At 38.3% G+C, this 17,452-nt stretch carries 19 protein-coding genes; 6 read left to right on the forward strand and 13 right to left on the reverse strand.

Annotated elements, in window-relative coordinates:
• Positions 1-86 precede the first annotated feature (86 nt).
• From H9635_RS00710 to xerD, 8 genes are all read right to left on the reverse strand, one after another.
• Complete coding sequence (locus H9635_RS00710; RefSeq protein ID WP_191698226.1) at positions 87-1,529, reverse strand: spore germination protein; 1,443 nt, start codon at positions 1,527-1,529, stop codon at positions 87-89.
• Positions 1,526-2,305 (reverse strand): SigF/SigG family RNA polymerase sporulation sigma factor, encoded by a 780-nt coding sequence (locus H9635_RS00715; protein WP_191698227.1) that lies wholly within the window; start codon positions 2,303-2,305, stop codon positions 1,526-1,528. The genes H9635_RS00710 and H9635_RS00715 overlap by 4 nt, the downstream gene beginning before the upstream one ends.
• 12 nt (positions 2,306-2,317) lie before the next feature.
• Positions 2,318-2,758, reverse strand: a complete 441-nt coding sequence (spoIIAB, locus tag H9635_RS00720) for an anti-sigma F factor (protein WP_191698228.1) — start codon at positions 2,756-2,758, stop codon at positions 2,318-2,320.
• A complete protein-coding gene (locus H9635_RS00725) occupies positions 2,743-3,105 on the reverse strand; it encodes an STAS domain-containing protein (RefSeq protein WP_191698229.1) in 363 nt (120 codons plus the stop codon). Before H9635_RS00725 ends, spoIIAB begins: the two co-directional genes overlap by 16 nt.
• A gap of 253 nt (positions 3,106-3,358) precedes the next feature.
• The gene (locus H9635_RS00730) at positions 3,359-5,104 is read right to left on the reverse strand and encodes a SulP family inorganic anion transporter (RefSeq protein ID WP_191698230.1); all 1,746 of its coding nucleotides are present in this window, start codon (positions 5,102-5,104) and stop codon (positions 3,359-3,361) included.
• Positions 5,105-5,630: 526 nt separating this feature from the next.
• Positions 5,631-6,935, reverse strand: coding sequence for a pyrimidine-nucleoside phosphorylase (locus tag H9635_RS00735; RefSeq protein WP_191698231.1), 1,305 nt, complete (start codon positions 6,933-6,935; stop codon positions 5,631-5,633).
• A 14-nt stretch (positions 6,936-6,949) separates the two neighbouring features.
• On the reverse strand, positions 6,950-8,128 hold the full coding sequence (gene deoB / locus H9635_RS00740) for a phosphopentomutase (RefSeq protein WP_191698232.1): 1,179 nt from the start codon (positions 8,126-8,128) through the stop codon (positions 6,950-6,952).
• 89 nt (positions 8,129-8,217) lie between these two features.
• The gene (xerD, locus tag H9635_RS00745) at positions 8,218-9,120 is read right to left on the reverse strand and encodes a site-specific tyrosine recombinase XerD (RefSeq protein ID WP_191698233.1); all 903 of its coding nucleotides are present in this window, start codon (positions 9,118-9,120) and stop codon (positions 8,218-8,220) included.
• Positions 9,121-9,361: 241 nt separating this feature from the next.
• On the opposite strand from xerD, the gene H9635_RS00750 reads away from it, so the two are divergent.
• From H9635_RS00750 to H9635_RS00760, 3 genes are all read left to right on the forward strand, one after another.
• The gene (locus H9635_RS00750; RefSeq protein ID WP_404828820.1) at positions 9,362-9,700 is read left to right on the forward strand and encodes a MerR family transcriptional regulator; all 339 of its coding nucleotides are present in this window, start codon (positions 9,362-9,364) and stop codon (positions 9,698-9,700) included.
• Between the two features lie 36 nt (positions 9,701-9,736).
• Positions 9,737-11,059 carry a hemolysin family protein gene (locus H9635_RS00755; protein WP_191698234.1) on the forward strand — a complete coding sequence of 441 codons (1,323 nt, stop codon included), beginning with the start codon at positions 9,737-9,739 and terminating at the stop codon, positions 11,057-11,059.
• A gap of 119 nt (positions 11,060-11,178) precedes the next feature.
• On the forward strand, positions 11,179-11,523 hold the full coding sequence (locus H9635_RS00760; protein WP_191698235.1) for a general stress protein: 345 nt from the start codon (positions 11,179-11,181) through the stop codon (positions 11,521-11,523).
• Between the two features lie 105 nt (positions 11,524-11,628).
• Here H9635_RS00760 and fur read toward each other — a convergent pair whose 3' ends face one another.
• The 3 genes from fur to H9635_RS00775 all read right to left on the reverse strand — a co-directional run bounded on the left by fur (position 11,629) and on the right by H9635_RS00775 (position 13,278).
• Positions 11,629-12,093, reverse strand: coding sequence for a ferric iron uptake transcriptional regulator (gene fur / locus H9635_RS00765; RefSeq protein WP_191698236.1), 465 nt, complete (start codon positions 12,091-12,093; stop codon positions 11,629-11,631).
• A gap of 64 nt (positions 12,094-12,157) precedes the next feature.
• Complete coding sequence (locus H9635_RS00770; protein WP_191698237.1) at positions 12,158-12,667, reverse strand: hypothetical protein; 510 nt, start codon at positions 12,665-12,667, stop codon at positions 12,158-12,160.
• Between the two features lie 59 nt (positions 12,668-12,726).
• Positions 12,727-13,278 carry an NUDIX domain-containing protein gene (locus tag H9635_RS00775; RefSeq protein WP_191698238.1) on the reverse strand — a complete coding sequence of 184 codons (552 nt, stop codon included), beginning with the start codon at positions 13,276-13,278 and terminating at the stop codon, positions 12,727-12,729.
• A gap of 88 nt (positions 13,279-13,366) precedes the next feature.
• Between H9635_RS00775 and H9635_RS00780 the strand changes: the two genes are divergently transcribed.
• Both H9635_RS00780 and H9635_RS00785 read left to right on the forward strand, forming a co-directional pair.
• Positions 13,367-14,257: an aldo/keto reductase gene (locus H9635_RS00780; protein ID WP_191698239.1), complete on the forward strand. Its 891-nt coding sequence runs from the start codon at positions 13,367-13,369 to the stop codon at positions 14,255-14,257.
• Entirely contained in the window at positions 14,254-14,724 is a 471-nt protein-coding gene (locus H9635_RS00785; RefSeq protein ID WP_191698240.1) for a VanZ family protein, read from the forward strand. The genes H9635_RS00780 and H9635_RS00785 overlap by 4 nt, the downstream gene beginning before the upstream one ends.
• A 29-nt stretch (positions 14,725-14,753) precedes the next feature.
• On the opposite strand, the gene H9635_RS00790 is transcribed toward H9635_RS00785, so the two are convergent.
• Together H9635_RS00790 and H9635_RS00795 are read right to left on the reverse strand one after the other, a co-directional pair.
• Complete coding sequence (locus H9635_RS00790) at positions 14,754-15,011, reverse strand: YqkE family protein (protein WP_191698241.1); 258 nt, start codon at positions 15,009-15,011, stop codon at positions 14,754-14,756.
• A 73-nt stretch (positions 15,012-15,084) separates the two neighbouring features.
• A complete protein-coding gene (locus H9635_RS00795) occupies positions 15,085-16,263 on the reverse strand; it encodes an acetyl-CoA C-acetyltransferase (RefSeq protein WP_191698242.1) in 1,179 nt (392 codons plus the stop codon).
• A gap of 180 nt (positions 16,264-16,443) precedes the next feature.
• Between H9635_RS00795 and H9635_RS00800 the strand changes: the two genes are divergently transcribed.
• Positions 16,444-17,397, forward strand: a complete 954-nt coding sequence (locus H9635_RS00800) for an alpha/beta hydrolase (protein ID WP_191698243.1) — start codon at positions 16,444-16,446, stop codon at positions 17,395-17,397.
• Positions 17,398-17,452 lie beyond the last annotated feature (55 nt).

A 17,452-nucleotide genomic window follows, 5' to 3' on the forward strand; every position in this document is an offset into this window, starting at 1 on the left:
TATAGCTTGTTCGAGCTAATATTCTCAAAAATCAAATATATCATATGAGAACTTTAACATAGGAGACTTACTGATGCAATGTGCGTTCAAACTCGTTTTCGCTGTTTGGCGCCTACTACAAATGGTCTAAGCGCGTCCTGCGACATTGGTGTTCGAATAATGACACGGGCAAATGCTTTCGGGAAAAACGGAACAAGTGGCCATAAATATGGAACTTTCATCGGTTTTAATGAACATAAATATGTGAAAATAATAAAGATTCCTATAAAGAATCCAGTTACACCAAACAATGCGGTTGCCGCTAAAAGCGCTAATCGGAATACCTTCACGGAAATACTCAACTCGTAGTTTGGAATGGCAAACGTAAAAATAGCCGTAACTGCGGTATATAATACTACTTCACTTGAAAATAGTCCTACATCAATCGCAATTTGCCCGATGATGATACCGGCAATTAAACCCATTGCAGTTGATAAAGGGGTAGGCGTATGAATTGCTGCAATTCGCAAATATTCAATACCGATATCCGCAAATAATATTTGCAGGAATATAGGGATTTGACCCTTTTCATTTATCCCGATAAAGGCTAAGCTATCGGGGAGTAAATCCGGATGTGTAACGAGTAAATACCAAAAAGGAAGTAAAAGAAAGCTTAAAATGACTGCTCCAAAACGAAGGAACCGCATCATCGTCCCAACTAACGGTGCCTGCCGATATTCTTCAGCATGCTGCAGCAGATGGAACATAGTTACAGGAATGAGCATTACGGAAGGCGATGTATCTACCATAATTGCAATATGTCCTTCTAATACATGAGCTGCGACAATATCCGGACGCTCGGTATAACGCACGAAAGGCAATGGATGGAATTTTTGCTTAAACAGCCATTCCTCTAATGATTTATCACTCATCGTTAAACCATCATGTTGAATTTGCTCTAGCCTTTCGATCAACCACTTCAAATGAGACTCATTAACCAAATCACTCATATAGGAAAGAACAACATCTGTTTGCCCGTATGTTGAAACATGATGCATTTCAAATCTTAGCTTTTCGCTTCTTATTCTACGACGGATTAATGCCGTATTTGTAATAATATTTTCAGAAAAACCATCCCTGGATCCACGGATTACTTTTTCGTTATCCGGTTCTTCCGGGCTACGGCCAGGATAATTGCGGAATTCCGCTAAATAGCAATAGCCGCTTTCCGTAACAAAACCTACATTTCCACTTAAAACTCCGAGCATAAAAGCATCAATTGATGTTGCATCTTCTTTACCGTGATAATTAAAATGGTAGTGGAAGTAATCTGGTTCGTCATCAATTTCCTCTTCTTGATCCCACTGAGTATTGGCAAGCATCTCAGCTAAACTTTCTCCATTTACTAGACCACTTACGTATACGATAAGCGTTGGTAAATTCTTAATCGTAATGTCTTTTACACACAGGTCAAATGTTTTGCCTGTATCGAACTGGGATTCAAAATAACCTTTTGCGATATCTTTAGATGTAAAAAGCTGATTCGTCATTTTTTCACCGGCTTACTCATAGTTGATAATTCCATCCAGGTTTTCAATTGGGCCAATATTTTCTTTTCCAACCTAGACACTTGTACTTGTGAAATTCCGAGACGATCGGCAATTTCCGTTTGTGTCAAATCTAAATAGTAGCGGAAATAAATAATGGACTGCTCTCGTTTCCCTAAGCGTTTTAGCATGTCTTTTAATGGTACATAGTCAAATGCAAGCTCGGATTTATCATCCCGCATTTGATCCATCAAAGTAATGGAATCACCATCGTTTTCAAATAGCTGATCATGCAAACTTGCCGGGTCACGCATTGCATCTGTCGCCAATAAAATATCATCTTGTGATACTTGAAGTATTTCCGCTAGCTCTGCGATAGATGGCGGCTTTTCATTTGTCTTTAAATAATCATCCGTTGCATGCCGAATTTTAAAATTCAACTCTCGGATGGATCGACTCACTTTTACCATACCGTCATCTCTTAAAAAGCGTTGAATCTCTCCAATAATCATTGGTACTGCATACGTAGAAAACTTTACTTCATAGGACAAGTCGAATTTATCAATCGATTTCATTAAGCCAATACAGCCTATTTGAAATAAATCTTCCAGCTCAACCCCTCTTGATGCAAAGCGTTGAACGATAGACCAAACAAGTCTAGTATTTCCTTCAATCATCGTTTTTCTCGCAAGTTGATCTCCATCTTGTGACTTTGCGATTAACTCGCGCATATACGCTTGTGTTAATAACGTTTCAGATGACTGTTCGATGTTCCCCATCCCCTTATTTCGTTATGTCACGAGTGTCTGTATTGGCAAAATTTGCTTTGTAAATGTCACGATTGTCCCTTGTCCTATCACGGATTCCACTTGTAAAAAATCCGAGAAGCTTTCCATAATCGTAAAGCCCATTCCAGATCTTTCAAGCTCCGGCTTTGTTGTAAATAGTGGTTCGCGTGCTTCTTCAATATTTTCAATACCGCAGCCCTCGTCCTTAATTGTTACGCTAATTTCCGCGCCGTACCTTACTGCATAAACAGTTACAATCCCATTTGGATTGTTTGCATATCCATGAATAATAGCATTCGATACGGCTTCAGATACGATGGTTTTACATTCTGATAGTTCTTCAATTGTCGGATCAAGTTGCGCCATAAAGCTTGTAACTGCAATACGCGCTAAAGCTTCATTTTCACTACGCGCTAAAAAAGTTAGCGTCATTTCGTTATCCATTGACAATCCCCCTCGCTGTGTAAAATAACTTGCTGTTCAGATGCAAATTGTACGCAATTTCCTAACCCTGAATATTGAAAGATTTTTTGCATCGTTTTTGATGGATTTAAGAGTATCGTTTCCCCATCGACTGCTCGAAGTTCTCGCATTCTGCCAAGCACTAACCCAATACCGGAACTGTCCATAAAATTTAAATGTTCTAAATTCCAAACGAGCAGCTTTACATTTCCTTGTAAAATTGCTTTTGATATATGTGTTCTCACTTTTTCTGTTTCATGATGATCCAGTTCACCGAAAAGTTGGACAATCAAAATATCATTTGGATACATTGTTAAATTAAAATTCAACTACATCGCCTCCTTCTAGAATGCAAATTCGGCAAGGTCAGATGATTTCCTTTCCACCTGACAAAACTAGTGTTTATTCGTTATAAGTAGTGCTCATGCGACAACTGATTTTAGTATAGGTATTACATTTCATTTTTAATCATTCATAGTACGAAAAAAGAGACTAAGTAGAAAGTTAATCTTTCTGCTTAGTCTCTCATTACATATTCATAGTAAAAATATTTGGACAGCTGTTACCCATCAGATCCCCCTGTCATTTTAAGCGCTCGGGTGGTAAAAGGTTCTCCCCTTCTGATACAATTTGACATTCCTTAAACGCCAAATGCTTGCAACCAATACATTTTTTCAAGTTAATATAATCGAAAGCTGCCGTAATTGCTTCACCTGTAGTCTGATAAAAATTTTGTTCTCCTATTAAGTCGTATAGTCCATTACGCCTCAACATTTCCTCTAAACTTGGCTGGACCCCCGTCACGATGACCTCACCGCCATTTGACTTGAAATTTTTCACGATACTGCGGAAATATTCTTCCCCTGTTGAATCAATATAAGGAACTTTCCCTAAACGCATAATAAATACTTCCGGTCGGTAATGGATGGTATTTAAAATCGATTGTTCAAAAGTTTGTGCAGCACCGAAAAACAGGGGACCTTCTATTGTATATACACTTATTTGCGGACAATCATGCAAATCCGACACCATCTGCGGTTGCAGTTTTCCTCCATCATCATCCAAATTCGGCAATACTTTTGAGACGACGAGCATTTCACTCATTCTTTTTGCAAAAAGTACCACCGCCAGAACAAGACCAACCTCAACTGCTAATGTTAAACTTGTAAACACTGTTAATAAAAATGTAATGACAAGTACGAGTGAATCCCCGGATTTCAACTTTAAAATATGTGAAAAATGGTGTCGTTCACTCATATTCCAAGCAACAATCATTAGTACCGGCGCTAAGCTTGCGAGCGGAATATGTACAGCGAACGGAGCTAGGATCAGCAAGGTCAAAAGGACAAAAATACCGTGGATGATCCCTGACATCGGCGAAGTTGCCCCTGATTTAATATTTGTAGCTGTTCGTGCAATAGCTCCTGTAGCTGGTATTCCTCCAAAAAATGGCGTAACAATATTAGCTATCCCCTGCCCTATAAGCTCCCGATTACTATGGTGCTTGCTATTAGTCATACCATCTGCAACAACAGCAGACAATAAGGATTCTATTCCGCCAAGCATCGCTATAACAAAGGCTGGACCTATTAACATGTAAATCCGTTCAAACGTTATTTCTGGAATTTGAAAGTGCGGTAATGTATTCGGAATGGCACCATAGGTCGAGCCGATTGTTGTTACTTGACCTTGGAAAAAAAGCATTGCAACAAGAGATGAAATTATAATGCCTACGAGTGCTCCTGGAATTTTAGGTAAAAACTTCGGAGTAATAATAATTAAAAGTAAACTGATGATTGCAATGAGTACACTATAGAAATTAACTGTTCCAATATTCGAGGCAACCTCCATAATATTCATATGAAATTTCTCATGCTGTTCCATATTGGATAGACCTAAAAAATTCCCGATTTGTCCGGCAAAAATAATGATGGCAATTCCTGCTGTAAACCCAACAGTAACAGGTCTAGGGATATATTTAATAAGCGTCCCTAGCTTGAAAATCCCCATTAATAAAAGCATGACACCTGCCATTAACCCTGCAATGAGCAGATTTTCATATCCGTAGACTAATACGATTCCAAGTAAAATCGGAACGAATGCACCCGTTGGACCGCCAATTTGAAATTTCGAACCACCAAATATCGATATTAAAATCCCTGCAATAATAGCCGTGTAAATTCCATACTCCGGTTTAACACCGGATGCTATTGCAAAAGACATAGCCAAAGGAACCGCAATAATCCCCACGATTATTCCTGACAATAAATCCTTTTTAAAATGGGCGAATGAATAGCCTTCAAATCGACCTGACCATTTAACTTGCATACAATCCCTTCTTCACTATTTATTCATTATTATAGCTATTATCGTACATAGTACAGTAATTTAATTCATATTTTACCATATTTATGTTTCTACACTATAAGTTAGGGATGACAAAATTGAAAAATAAGATAACGAAAAAAATTGGAGCAACCTATTTTCCGCACACGCTTAATCGCCAAGAAATTTGCCATTATATTTCGCACATCTCTTTTCGCTGAAGTAAGTTTTGGCCGCTCACCGCCGCCTCGCAATAGCGCAAGCGGCTTGATTAGATGTTCTTTACTTCACTATATAACGAGGGCGAAAATTTGAGATTGGTGGGCCTCGCAAACGGCAATAAAGGCAGTGATAAAGACGCGTATCACGTGGCATTAGCGCTGTCTTGCCGTAGCCCACCAATCAATCAAGTTAAACTTTATTAGAAAAACAACACCATACTATAGTGAGGAGCCATATTTATGTATTTTTATAAACATAAAAAAAAGCCTTTTACCACCCTCTCGGACAATAAAAAGCTTTTCCTATATTATTGAGTTATAATCGCTTCAATTAACTTTGGTGCTTCTACTTTCTCAGCGGAAATGAATACATGCGCATAGATTTTTTCCATTACATGTTCAATATTTTCGCTATTAGCATGAATCGTCATTAATGATTCACCTTGTGCAACTTGATCCCCTACTTTTTTATGCAAGACAAGTCCAACGGCTAAATCGATTTCAGACTCTTTCGTAGCACGTCCCGCACCAAGTAACATCGCTGCAGTACCAATATCATCGGCTTCGATTTTTGAAATATAACCCGATTGTTTCGCAGGAACGTCAAATTGATATTTCGCCTGAGGTAAACGTGATGGATCATCCACTACCGAAGCATCGCCACCTTGAGCAGCGATAAACTTTTTCAGTACTTCTAGTGCCGCACCATTTGCTACAACTTCCTCCAACATTTTTCGCGCTTCCTCGATTGTTTCAGCTTTACCGCCTAAAACAACCATTTGTGAACCTAATGTGTAGCATAGTTCATTTAAATCTGCTGGACCATGACCTTTTAATGTATCAATCGCTTCTTGAACTTCCAGCGCATTACCGATTGCATAACCTAAAGGTTGGCTCATATCAGAAATAATTGCCATCGTTTTACGACCGACGTTATTACCGATCTTAACCATAGCTTCTGCCAGTTTGATTGAATCTTCGACTGTTTTCATAAACGCACCGTCACCTGTTTTTACATCAAGAACGATTGCATCTGCACCCGCTGCAATTTTTTTGGACATAATTGATCCAGCAATTAATGGAATGCTCGAAACCGTTCCTGTTACATCACGAAGTGCGTATAGCTTTTTGTCAGCTGGTGTTAAGTTGCCGGATTGACCGATAACAGCCATACCGATTTCATTTACTTGCTTAGAAAATTCTTCACTTGATAATTCAACATGGAAGCCTTCAATTGCTTCTAGTTTATCAATTGTGCCACCTGTATGCCCTAATCCTCGTCCGCTCATTTTAGCAACCGGTACACCGACAGCCGCTACCATTGCTGCAAGTGGTAAAGTTGTCGTATCACCTACACCGCCTGTTGAATGCTTGTCTACTTTAACACCTTCAATAGTTGAAAGGTCAATTTGATCACCGGATTCCACCATGGCCATCGTAAGGTCCGCTCGCTCACGATCCGTCATATCTTTAAAGTAAATCGCCATACATAAAGCACTTGCCTGATAATCAGGAATCGTACCATCTGTATAACCTTCAACGAAAAAGCGGATTTCCTCTGTCGTCAATTCTTCACCATTACGCTTTTTTTCAATAATATCTACCATTCTCATGATGAGTGTCCCCCTTATTTAAGCTCTTTTAAAAAGCTTTTACCGAACTGTGGTGCTGCAACCTTAAAGTTATCAGCAATTGTTGCTGCAATATCTGCAAATGTTTCGCGTAATGGCAGCTGTGTTCCACCATTAAAGCGAGGAGAATAAACAATTAATGGCACAAATTCACGTGTATGGTCTGTACCCGGGAATGTTGGATCGTTTCCGTGATCAGCCGTAATGATTAATAAATCATCGTCTGATAACGCATCCAAAACTTCTGGTAATCGACGATCGAATTCCTCTAATGCTTCACCGTAACCTAATGGATCACGACGATGTCCAAAGTTCGCATCAAAATCAACAAGGTTCAGGAAACTCATTCCTTGGAAGTCACGACGAACAACTTCAGCCATTTTATCCATACCATCACTGTTGTCTTTTGTACGAATTGATTCAGTAACTCCATCACCATTAAATATATCCGAAATTTTACCAATTGCAATTACTTCTAGATTTGAGTCTTTCATTTCTGCCATCGTTGTACGCCCAAATGGTGTTAATGCATAGTCATGACGATTGGCCGTGCGCTTAAAGTTGCCCGGCACACCGACGAACGGACGTGCAATAACGCGACCAACTAAAAATTCCGGATTTAAAGTTAACTCCCGTGCAATTTCACAAATTTTATATAGTTCATCCAAAGGAATAATATCTTCATGTGCTGCAATCTGTAAAACAGGGTCAGCAGATGTATAGACGATTATTGCTCCAGTTTCCATATGTTCCTTACCGTAATCATCAATGACAGCGGTTCCACTATACGGCATGTTGCATAACACTCTGCGCCCTGTTGCCGCTTCTAATTGAGTAATCAGTTGTTGTGGAAAGCCTTCCGGGTAAACTTTGAATGGTGTATCAATGTTAAGTCCCATTATTTCCCAATGACCTGTCATCGTATCTTTGCCTACAGACGCTTCTTGCATCATGCCAAAATAAGCTGTAGGTGTTTCAACTTTCTCAATACCTTTAAGTTCACGGATATTGGCCAAGCCCATTTTTTCCATATTCGGCATGTTTAAGCCATTCATTTTTTCTGCTATATGACCTAATGTGTTTGAGCCAGCATCGCCAAAATTATGGGCGTCCGGTGCTTCACCAATTCCTACAGAATCCATTACGATTACATGTATTTTTTTAAACGGTTGCATAATGCTTTCACTCCTATTCTTCCTTTTTATTTTACATAAAAAGCCTAAACAAATAAAGGTCAGACATCCGATTTCGGTAGAATTTATTTTTAGGCCCGTGGATGGAATTGTTTATAGACTTCAGACAAACGAGTTTTGCTTACATGTGTATAAATTTGTGTTGTAGAAATGTCTGCATGACCTAACAGCTCTTGTACAGCCCGTAAATCTGCCCCATTTTCAATTAAATGTGTGGCAAATGAATGTCTTAATACATGGGGTGTTATTTCTTTTGAAATATTTGCAGTTTCCGCATGTTCTTTAATAATTTTCCAACAGCCTTGTCGAGTAAATCTTTTCCCTCTTTGGGTGATGAAAAACGCATCATTTTTCGGTGCATTTCCTAATAGCTGTGGTCTTGCTTCTTCTAAATATGTGTTGCATGCTTCCAGTGCTCCGCGACCAAGTGGAATGATACGTTCCTTCCCACCTTTACCAAATACACGGACAAAGCCCATTGTAATGTGAATATCCTCTAAATTTAATTCAATGAGCTCACTTATACGCATTCCAGAGCCATACATAATCTCTAATATCGCTATATCCCGTATCCCCTGTGGTTTTTCTATAGAAGGTGCGGCTATAAGCATATCAATCTCTTCTACCGATAACACCTTTGGTAATGATTGTTCTTTTTTTGGCATTTCCAAATGTACAGTAGGGTCTTGATCCGTTACTTTTTCTCGCAGTAAAAATTGGTGAAAAGACCGAATTGAGGAAATTTGCCTCGAAATCGTTTTCGTAGACTTTCCTGTCGTCCGTAAACTATCCAAGTAAAGTAATATATGTTCACGTACAACTTCTTGAAATGCATTAATTTGCTGATCATAATGGATATGACGAGCGTATGCGATTAAATCCCGTTTATAAGACTGCAAAGTATTATCGGAAAGCTGCCGTTCAACCTTGATAAAATGAAGATAATCTTCTATTGAATCTTTTAAAGCCTGCATAAAAATCGCCCCTCTTGCTTTATATACACCCATTTTACCATTTTACTTCGGCAGTCGATATATATTGCTCGCCTATCGTTTTACTAATATTTGTTTTTTTGCTGATATATGGAATATGTTTACAAAATGTGTTTTCTGCGTTATTCTTGAAAGTAAAACGTTGTGAATGAGGTGATAACTTGGGATCGGAAAACTAAAAATTGGTGAGCTTGCCACTGCTACCGGGGTAACAAAACGGACAATTGATTATTATACAAATTTAGGGCTTTTAAAAGTGGAGCGATCGGCATCCAATTATCGCTACTATGATAAAGAAATGATTAATCGTATCCACTGGATTGAAGAGCAAAAAAAGCAAGGTAAATGTTTGGATGAAATTCATCGTTTAATTGTCCCTGCAGAAAATGAACCTGAAGAAATTGATGTTCAGGACATTCGTTTGCAAATGCGCAAGCTCGAACATGATGTAAACGTTTTAATGGAACATTTAGATGAGAAGGAGCGACAAAAGCTTCGTAAAAAAGTGTCACCTGAAAGTGTTGCGCTAATGCAGTCACTTTTATTAATTTTAAATAACTAGGAGGTGAACGTTCTACTTCGTGAGTAGAACGCTCGTTTGACCACAATCATTAACTTAATAATTTTCTCGGTTTTAATCGCTTTAACCGCCTTTTTCGTAGCAACGGAATTCGCTATCGTAAAAGTACGCCAATCTCGTATTGATCAGCTAGTCGCTGAAGGGAAATCTGGTTCACTCACAGCTAAAAATGTAACAACACATTTAGATGAATATTTATCTGCCTGCCAGCTCGGAATCACCGTAACAGCATTAGGAATCGGTATGGTTGGTGAATCTACTTTTGAGTTTATATTACACCCGCTATTCGAATCTATTGGAATTGGTACAGATTATATTCACTGGTTTACATTGGGCGGAGCTTTCTTTTTGGCAACGTTTTTCCACGTTGTAGTTGGTGAATTGGCACCTAAAACAATTGCCATCCAAAAAGCGGAGGCTGTCACTTTAGCATTTGCGAGACCTATTCAATTTTTCTATAAACTAATGTTCCCTTTAATTTGGCTATTGAATGGTTCTGCACGTTTATTATTGAAACTATTCGGAATGCAGCCAGCGAGTGAGCATGAATTATCACATACGGAAGAAGAATTACGCTTACTTTTATCGGAAAGTTATAAATCAGGCGAGATTAACATGAATGAATTGAAATATGTAAACAATGTATTTGAATTCGATGATAAAATTGCTCGTGAAATTATGGTTCCGCGAACGGATATTATTGGATTTGATATATCCGCTACGTTTGAGGAAGTTTTAACTCAAGTATCTGAAGAACGCTATACGCGCTACCCAGTCTATGAGGGCGACCGTGATAATATATTAGGTTTTTTAAATATTAAAGACTTTTTAACATTAGGTATGAATAACCGAATCAATCCCGCTACATTTAAGCTAGAGGACTTCATAAATCCCGTTATCCATATGATTGAGACAACACCTATTCAAAGTTTATTGCAAATTATGCAAAAGAAACGTATCCATATCGCAATATTATTGGATGAATACGGTGGAACGAGTGGGATGATTACTGTAGAAGATATTTTGGAAGAGTTGGTCGGAGAAATTCGCGATGAATTTGATGACGATGAAATTCCGGATATTCGCAAAATTGCCGAAAACCATTATTTAGTCTATTCAAAAGTATTGCTCGATGACGTATCGAAGCTACTATTTCTGGATATTGAAAGCCCTAACGTCGATACGATCGGTGGTTGGTACTTTACGAATATGCCAGATTTAAATATCGAGGATTCGTTCATTTATGAAAATTATTTATTTAAAATCCAGGAAATTGATGGTCATCAAATTCAATTTTTGGAAATTAAAAAGATAGACGATTTAGTAGACCCGGTGATGTAATCTATATTACTGCACTACCCTCCTCTCATAGAATAAGAACTTGGTATTTCCCCAAAGTTTCAATTAACTAATCTTAGGGAATCATATAAGTATTCTAAGTTAAGGAGTGTGTATATAAAATGGCAGTTTTAAAATCAGTAGAAAATGGTGTACAGGCTAAATCAGTAATTGAATCATTTATTGCAGAAGGCTATGTGCGTGATCACATTCATGTTTTTGCAAATAGCAATAAGCGTGCAGAGGATATTGCAGACTTTTTCAATGTAGATGCTAAAGCAACTGCGGAAACAACTGAAAATGATAAAGGGGTTTTAGCAGCGATTAAAAACTTTTTCCAAATGACGCCTGATGATCTTCATCATCAATTGGCTAACTTAGGAGTAAGCGAACAAGAGCATGCTACAGCAAAAGATGATTTAGAAGCAGGTAAAATCCTTATTATTGCACATCATCCGCGTACTTAATTGAAATAGCTGAGACGATTAGGGAAACCTAATCGTCTCTTTTAAACTATATGTGCGTAAAAAAAAGAACAGCCAATTACGCTGTTCTTTTTTCTTGATTATAGATTATGCATTGCTGTCTCCAGAGTTATCATGATCATGACAACGCCAGCAGATGCCATGGAATGTTAGGCGGTGATCTTTAATTATAAAGTTCCAGCGTTTCTCCACAATTTCTTCTACATCTTCCAATAAATCTTCTTGAATTTCATCTACTGCGCCACACTCGATACAAACTAAATGATGGTGGAAATGCTTTGCGCCCTCTTGACGTAAATCATAGCGGGACACCCCGTCACCAAAATTAATTTTATCGACAATTTTCAGCTCTGTTAGAAGCTCAAGTGTACGATATACAGTAGCCAGTCCAATCTCAGGTGCTTTATCTTTTACTAATAAGTAAACATCCTCGGCACTTAAATGATCTTCCTCATGCTCAAGTAATACCGCTACTGTTGCTTCTCGCTGTGGCGTCAGCTTATAGCTCGCACTATGCAGTTGCTTTTTAATTCTATCAATACGGCTCTCCATATGTGACGCCCTCCTAAACTCTTTTCATTATACCAAATGAGTAAATCTCATTACAAGACAATGATTATTTAAATAAATAAGTAATTGCTATATTTTCAAGTCCAAAAAACACTACCATTACTATTAAAAGGAATATTACTTTTTTCCAAGGCATTACACTTTTCAAAGTTCGTCTACCACTGTTGTTATTTGTGATTTGATAGAGAGCGATCAATAGTACACAATAGATCAACTGGAACGGGAACCACCAAAAGGCATACAATTTTATAGATTGATGCTGCACAAGTAAATAAACAGAACTAAACCCTAGGAAAGTAACTTTTATTGAAATAAAAACTAGGGCCATTCGTGGTAAATATTTATGTGTCGAAAAGAATAATACAATAATTAAAGAAACTAGGAAAGGAACAACACTCCAAAGCAGTTCCGGTTTTTCCAGATCTAGTAGTCTTCGATCACTATATTTAATAATTTGCTGTACTTGCTCAATTTGAAATAATTGATAACATACTACACCACAAATAAAACATATGACTATCATAGATGTATATTGAATATATAAATATTTACGCATTTGGACGCCTCCTTGTCCATACAACTTATGCACATAAATTGTCCTTATGCGTAAACATTTTATTGATTTAAAATCATTTTCATCTTCACCCATAAAACGGCAAAAGCAGTTTTCGCATCATATATTCTTCCATCAGCAACCATTGCTTCTGCTTCTTCCAAAGTTACTTCCATTAGCTCTACAAACTCATCTTCATCTAAGTCTACAGGAATGTCCAGTTTCTTTAACTTTTCGGCAACATAGATATGGATAACTTCATCCGCGAATCCAGGTGACGTTGCAAAAGCCTGAACAAATCGGAAATCATCTGACGTATAACCTGTTTCTTCTTCCAATTCTCTGCGTGCTGTCACAATCGGTTCCTCGCCTTTTTCCATCTTGCCTGCGGGAATTTCTATGATTGAACGCTCCAAGGCTTTGCGGTATTGTTCAACGAAAAGAATTTTATTATCTTCAGTAATAGCAATTACAGCAACAGCACCGGGATGATTAATAATTTCACGCTTACCGGTTTCACCATTCGGTAGTTTAACATCATCAACTTTCAGTGAAATTACTTTACCTTTAAAAATAGATTCAGAATGGATCGTTTTTTCTTCAAATTTTTTCATGACTACGCCTCCACTTGTTCTCTTACTTCCATTCATTGTACCATTAGTAAGAGCTTTTCTAAAATATCGAATGTTGGAGGGATAATTTATGAAAAAAAGAAAATTAGGTACGAGCGATTTGCATATCTCGGAATTAAGTTTAGGCTGTATGTCATTACCTCTAAATCTATCAGAAGCTAAGCAAATCATACACGAAGCTATCGATGCAGGCATCAATTACTTTGATACAGCAGATTTATATGACCGCGGAGAAAATGAAAAAAATGTCGGCTCAGCATTAAAGGAGCATCGACAACATATTTATTTAGCTTCGAAAGTGGGTAATCGCTGGGAGGAAGGAAAAGACGGCTGGAGCTGGGATGCTTCTTCTGACTATATTAATACGGCTATTCGTAACAGTTTGCGTCGTTTACAGACGGATTATTTAGATTTATATCAGCTGCATGGCGGAACAACTGATGACAATTTGGAAGAAGTAATCGATACTTTTGAAAGCCTGAAAAAAGAAGGATTGATTCGCGAATACGGCATCTCCTCTATTCGACCAAATGTTTTCGTTCCTTTTCTACAAAATAGTAAAGCAGTCAGCAATATGATGCAGTTTAATATTTTTGACGAACGAGCAAGTGAATTTTTTGAAGTGATTGAAAAGACAGGGGCATCTGTCGTAACACGTGGCTCTATTGCAAAAGGATTACTTACCAATGACTGGCGCAATCGAATGGCTTCCTATATGGGCTATGACGAAGCTACTGCCGAAGAAATTTTGCTGAAAATTGAACAACAGTACAGCGATGTCCACGCTGCAGCACTTGCATTCAATCTGCAATATCAGACGATTGCCTCTACAGTAATTGGCGCACGTACAACAACACAGTTAAAGCAGAATCTGTATGCTTACGAAAAAGCACAAACTTTGCAAAATATTACCGACATTCATGATTGGACAAAAACTGAACGGTATACAGAGCATCGATGAAAAAAGCAATATCCTTCGTAGTAATTGGTCTTATCATTGTTGCAGTCATTTCTAATATGAGATATGAGCAGCAAACGATAATTCCTGTATTAAAAAATGTACTAGAAGATAAACCTTTTGAAGACTTTTTAAGTCAATTCCAAATTCCTTACTGGGGAAGAATCATATCGGTTGAATCGCAGGGCTACTATAAGTTTTTGGAATTTCTGTTTCGAAAAGGCGTTCATTTTTTTGGCTATGGTTTACTCGCGGTCACCTTTTATATTTTCTATAAAAAGCTGAAATGGAGATTCCCTACTGTACTTGCTTTTTTCACAGTAACGGTTATTGCATGCCTAGATGAATTTCGCCAAAGCATGATTCCTGGGCGCAGTGGATTGATAGAAGATGTAGTAATCGATGCTTCGGGTGCAATGACATTGCTAATTTTAACAAAAATCGGACATGCTCTATTTAAAAAAAGCTAGCGCAATTATTTCATTGCGCTAGCTTTACCTTAAAACTTGGAACCTTTATCCCCGTATTGATCTAATAATTCTTCAAAGCTCATGTTTTTTTCGCGTTGTTTCCGTTCGAATGCGGCTTTCGCTATACGTTCTTCTTCTTTCGCTTTTTCATCGGCCACCATATCCTGCTTTGCTGCCTTTAACTTAGCCAATACGTCTCCACCAAGCTGATCGGCTAAAGTTGCCGCCTTTTCTTTTGGTAAGTTGAATTCATCATTCGTACTTCTTTGTTGTTTCTTTTTTGCCATAATTTTCACCTTCTATATAATCAATTACGATTTGGTAATTTGCATCCTTTCAGTGTATGCATAAACACCACTGTTAGCGCTGTACGATCGTTGCTACCCCTTGCCCGCCACCGATACATAATGTTGCAAGACCGAATTCTGCGTCTTGCTTTTGCATTTCATGAAGCAATGTGACTAAAATACGTGCACCGCTCGCACCAATCGGATGTCCAAGTGCTATTGCCCCACCGTTTACGTTTAGTTTATCATGATTGAACGCCAATTCGCGATCAACTGCAATTGCCTGAGCCGCAAAAGCTTCATTCGCTTCAACTAAGTCCATTTTATCCAATGTTACATTTGCCTTTGCTAATGCTTTTTTCACTGCCGATACAGGTCCTACCCCCATAATGGACGGGTCTACCCCTGCGCTCGCATTTGCAACAATCGTAGCCATAGGTTTAAGCCCTAATTCGAAGGCGCGCTGTTTCGACATGACAACAACTGCCGCCGCCCCGTCATTAATGCCAGAAGCGTTACCAGCTGTTACAGAGCCTTCCTTTTTAAAGGCTGGGCGTAATCCATTTAATTTTTCTGCTGTCGTGCCATGCTTTACATATTCATCCTGGGCAAAAACGATTGGTTCCCCTTTACGTTGCGGAATTTCGATAGGAACAATTTCTTCTGCAAATCTATTTTTTGCTATAGCCTCTGATGCACGAGCTTGTGAACGGGCAGAAAATTCATCTTGCTCTTCCCGTGTAATGCCATATTGATCGCATAGGTTTTCCGCGGTTACGCCCATATGGTAATCATTAAAAGCACACCATAACCCATCTTTTATAAGTGTATCGACAATTTTTTGATCGCCCATACGGAAACCTTCCCGCGCATTCTGCATAATATAAGGTGCTTGACTCATATTTTCAAAGCCCCCTGCAACAACGACTTCTGCATCTCCAGCAATAATTGCCTGGGCTGCTAAATGAACCGCCTTTAACCCGGAGCCGCATACTTTGTTAATCGTCATGGCAGGAACTGTATGAGGAACACCTGCTGCGATGCTTGCCTGTCTTGCTGGATTTTGACCTAAACCTGCTGCAAGTACATTCCCCATTATTACTTCATCAATCGTCGTTGGATCTAACTGTATACGCTGTAATGCTTCTTTTATAACGATACTACCCAATGCCGGAGCAGAAATATCTTTTAATGTCCCTTGAAAAGCCCCAATTGGTGTACGGACTGCACTTACTATTACTACTTCTGTCATGATAAAAATCCCCCTTTTTGATGTGAATCCCTTTGTAGGCAATATATAAAGTTGCTTAACGAAATTTTATCAAATATTCCCTACTTTTCACACAAAATATTCCATCAGTCAAATTCCTACATAATATTTGATTTATCCTAAAAATTCATTGAATATTAAATTAAATAAGGAGTGATTTCCATGAAAAAACGCACATTAGTATTATCAGGCAGTATCGTAACAACTTTGTTGGCTGCTGCTACTACAGTTACAGGTGTCTTCATGACGAATCGCATTATGTATATAAAGAAAAAAGATGATGCGTTTATTAGGGAGCGTGAAATAACAGCAAAACGTTTTGACGAAGCTTGGTATGATGGCTGTTCAAAAGAAATATTGACTATTAATTCCCCAAATGGCTATACAATCAGCGGAATCTACTTGAAACCGCTGGAAACAAAAAACACAGTAATAATTTGCCATGGGGTAACCGAAAATAAAATCAATTCAATGCGATATGCGCGCATGTTTGAACGTCTTGGCTTTAATGCGGTCGTTTATGATCATCGTCGCCATGGGGAATCACAAGGTAAAACAACGAGTTATGGCCATTATGAAAAATTCGATTTACAGGCTGTAGTGGAAAAAGTACGAGAACTTACAGGAGAAGATGCTTTGTTAGGTATTCATGGCGAATCAATGGGTGCTGCTACAACACTGCTTTATGCCGGCACTTTGGCTGACAATGCCGACTTTTATATTTCCGACTGTGCCTTTTCGAATTTCCCCCAGCTATTAAAACGGATTTTCGAAAGTGTCGTGCCGATTGATGCGAAATATACACTTCCTTTTGCCGACTTTTTCATGCGTATTCGGGATGGCTATTCTGTCAAAGAAATTATGCCTATCGATGCGGTAAAGCAAATTGAACGGCCCGTTCTATTTATTCATAGCGAACCGGATGACTTTATCCCTTCATCTATGACAGAAGAATTATTTGAACAAAAACCCGAGCCAAAAATGCTGAAAATATTCGACAAAGGTGAACATGCAAAATCATTCAACGAAAACCAGGGAGATTATGAACAAACAGTCGCAAAGTTTTTGCATGATTATGTACCCGCTTATCGTAATGAAACGGAAACACTATTGTAAAATAGTTTTGGTCATATACTCTAGAAAACCACTTTAAAATCAAAAGCAGTTTAAA

Origin of the sequence: Solibacillus faecavium, assembly GCF_014836905.1 — a bacterium.
GTDB lineage: Bacteria > Bacillota > Bacilli > Bacillales_A > Planococcaceae > Solibacillus > Solibacillus faecavium.